General features: G+C 71.4%; 3 protein-coding genes. All 3 read right to left on the reverse strand.

Annotated elements, in window-relative coordinates; genetic code table 11:
* On the reverse strand, positions 1-656 hold a 656-nt coding region (locus tag VFE05_19545; protein ID HET6232278.1), incomplete at its 3' end, for a hypothetical protein.
* 9 nt (positions 657-665) lie between these two features.
* Positions 666-1,562: an ABC transporter ATP-binding protein gene (locus VFE05_19550; protein HET6232279.1), complete on the reverse strand. Its 897-nt coding sequence runs from the start codon at positions 1,560-1,562 to the stop codon at positions 666-668.
* Positions 1,563-1,990: 428 nt separating this feature from the next.
* Positions 1,991-3,458 (reverse strand): serine hydrolase domain-containing protein (locus tag VFE05_19555; protein HET6232280.1); only part of this gene is annotated, 1,468 nt, incomplete at its 5' end.

The raw sequence follows: 3,458 nt of genomic DNA on the forward strand, positions 1-3,458 counted from the left end.
GCCTGCATGCCGTACGGGTCCACCATCCCCGCCAGCGCCTTGTTGTCGATGTTCTCGATCAGCGACTGGGCCATCAGGTAGCCCACGATCAGCACCACGCCGCCGATGTAGTTGGACAGCATCTGCCGCGTGAGCGCCGCCAGCGAGAAGAAGATGGCGCCCGCGAGCAGCAGGTTGGGCAGCACGAGGATGAAGAAGGGTGCCACGTACGCCATGGGCAGCGTGGGCCCGAAGCGCTCGCGCTCCAGGTACGGCATCAGCGAGCCGATCAGGATGCCCAGCGGGATGCCCAGGAATACCACCAGCGTGACCAGGATCGAGCCGGTGAAGCGCCCGCCCAGGTAGGCCGCCTTGGAAAGGGGCGCGGTGAAGAAGAGCGGGTGGATGCCGCTCTCGTAGTCCCGGTACACGGAGTTGCCCACCAGCGCGGCCACCACGATGGTGCCGAAGAGGCTGATGACCGCCATCCAGATGGCCACGGCGAGCGGCGCGTTCACGAACTCCTTGCCGCCCGCGTTGGCCGCCACGCTGCTGAAGGCGCCGCCCGACACGTTGATCATCAGGAAGCCGAAGAGCGCCAGGACCGCGAAGTACATCCAGGTGGAGATGCGCTGGAAGTAGTAGCGCAGCTCGAAGCCGACGATGCGGAAGAACATGGCGGCCCCTTACGCTGCGGCCGCGGTGTCCGCCTCGCGGCGGGCCCGCATGGTCGCGAAGTACACGTCCTCGAGCGACGCCGTCACCTGCTCGAACCCGGGCGCAGGCGGCCCGTCGCTCAGCACGTGCACCACCGTGCGGCCCGCCAGCAGGCGGCTGGAGATCACCGCGTGCTTCGCCTCGAACGCAGGCAGCTCGTCGCGCTCGATGGCGCGGCGCCACACCCGGCCGGTCACCTGCTCGATGGCCGCCAGCGGCTCGGCCTCCTGCAGGATCTCGCCGTGGTTGATGATGGCCATGCGGCTGCACAGCTCGCTCACGTCATCCACGATGTGCGTGGAGAGGATGACCACGGCGTTCTCACCCAGCTCGCTGAGCAGGTTCAGGAACCGCACGCGCTCGGCGGGGTCGAGGCCCGCCGTGGGCTCGTCGACGATGATGAGCTTGGGGTTGCCGATGAGCGCCACCGCGATGCCGAACCGCTGCCGCATGCCCCCGCTGAAGCCGCCCAGGTGCTTGCGCCGCGCCTGCCACAGGTTCGTCTGCTCCAGCAGCGAGCGCACCACCTCCTTCCGCTCGCGCGCGTTCACGACGCCCTTCAGCGTGGCGAAGTGGTCCAGCAGGTCGATGGCGGAGACCTTGGGGTAGAGCCCGAACTCCTGCGGCAGGTAGCCCAGCGTGCGCCGCACCGCGTCCTTGTCGCGCAGCACGTCGATGTCGCCCAGGCGGATGGAGCCCGCGTCCGGCTCCTGCAGCGTGGCGATGGTGCGCATGAGCGTGCTCTTTCCGGCGCCGTTGGGCCCCAGCAGGCCGAACATGCCCTGCGGGATGGTGAGGCTCACGTCGCGCAACGCGTGGGTGCCGTTGGGATACGTCTTGGAGAGGTTCTCGATCACGAGCTGCATGGGCGGTCCTGATAGGTGGAGGGAGGCTGGGCCTGGGCGCGGCCGCATGGGCGGAGCGGAGCCGGGGACCGGGCGGCCGTGGCGCGGCAGACCGTACGGAGCGCGGTCCGGCAGGTTTCGGGAAGTCTGGGAGGCGCACGATGGCGTGCCCGGAAATTGTAAGCGCCGCCCGCGCCGCGCGATAGATGGGATGCGCGTAAGCCCCTCCGCGTTGTCCGACCCGCGCAGGGGCCTGACCGATCCTCCGTCCGACCGCCTCCTCCGAAACTGCGGCGGGATTGTCTGCCGATGCGCGGTTTCCGCCGCCTCAAATCCGCCGTGGACTCGCGGCCCCGGACGAACATCGCCCGCCCTGCATCTCCCGTGTGGTCCTGGAGATGCAAGGCGGGCGACGACCTCTTTCGATCCTCAGCGTCCTCTCCCGAGCCTCAGCTTCCCGGCTGATGCGCGGCGGTTATCTCGCCCGACGCGGTCGCGATGCGCATCTCACGCGCTCCGCCCGGGGCCGTGGTGAAGCGGATGCGGCGGACGGCGCCGGTCTGCCAGTCCATGCTGCCCAGCTCACCCGGCGCGGCGAGCGGGACGTAGATCACGGACGGCGGGCGGGCGAGGCGGCGGATGGTCATCAAACCCTCCGCCCCGAAGGCCATTCCCAGGTACGCCGCGCCACGCGCGAGCTCCACGCGCACCACGGCCAGCGGCGGCTCGCCTCCCCGCACGGCCACGGCGCCCAGCGGACTGACGCCGCGCAAGTCGCCCATCCCGCCCGCCAGCCGGCTGCCCAGGCCGATGAGCCGCGCCGGATCGGAGTCCGCCCCGGCCGCCGCGCGCACCGCGGCCGTGTCGCCCGCCATGATCGCCTGGGCAAGCGCCAGCGCCTGCCGCATGCTCCCGGCGAACCGCTGCGACGCCGTGTCCTCGCCCGCGAGCGCCGCCAGCGCGTCGGGTGCGTCGCCGCTCAGGCGCAGGCCGCGCGCGGCCGCCTCCGCGTGAACGTGCCCGCCCGTGGGCAGCGCGTACGTGCCCGTGAACCGGGCGAGAGAAGCGGAGTCCGTGCGTCCCACCTCCGGCACGGCGCCCGCCGAGTCGCCGAAGACGATGGCCTGCACCTGCCGCGACACCCCCGCGCGGCCCAGCACCACGTTCATCCCGTCGTCGGCGCCCAGCACGATCACCACCACGTCCTGCTCCGGCCACCACAGCAGATCGGTGCCGGTGCCCTGCGTGTTGCCGCCGTTGTGGCCGATGGTGCGGCCCCACGGCGAGCCGCGCAGGCCCCAGCCGTAGCCGTAGTCGTCCAGCACCGGCGTCCACATCTTCCGCTTCGCCGCGGCGGAGAGGACGGCGTCGCCCTTCAGCGCCCGCATCCACCGGTACATCTGCCCGGCGGTGGACATCACGCCGCCGGAGCCCGTGCGCGCCCAGTTCGGGTACGCGTCGTCCATCGGCGAGCCGTTGCTCGCGTCGCCCACGTACAGCTTCGCGGGCGCCGGGCCGCCCGCCGCGGGAATGCGGTAGCCGGTGCGCGGCATGCCCGCGGGCGCGAACAGCTCGCGGCGCTGGAGCTCGTCCAGGTCCATACCGCCCACCTTCTCCGCGATGGCGGCGAGCAGCACGTAGCCCGGGTTCGAGTAGATGTTGCGCGTGCCCGGCGCCGCCGCGAGCGGCGTGTCGAAGATCTTGCGGATGCCGCGCTCGCGGTCCCGCTCCTCGCCGCCGCCCGGGTCTTCCGCCAGGCCGGACGTGTGCGACAGGAGCTGGTGGATGGTGATGCCGCGCTTGTCCGCCGGCGCGTCGGGGAAGAAGCGGCCCAGCGTGTCCGCAGTGCTCAGCTTGCCTTCCATCTCCAGCTTGAGGATGGCGGCCGCGGTGAACTGCTTGGTGATGGAGCCGATG

The sequence above is a fragment of the Longimicrobiaceae bacterium genome (genome assembly GCA_035696245.1).
Lineage (GTDB): Bacteria > Gemmatimonadota > Gemmatimonadetes > Longimicrobiales > Longimicrobiaceae > DASRQW01.

Excerpts from the sequence above, each read along its gene's own strand:
- VFE05_19550 (HET6232279.1), bottom strand. The coding sequence starts at position 1,562 with ATGCAGCTCGTGATCGAGAACCTCTCCAAGACGTATCCCAACGGCACC.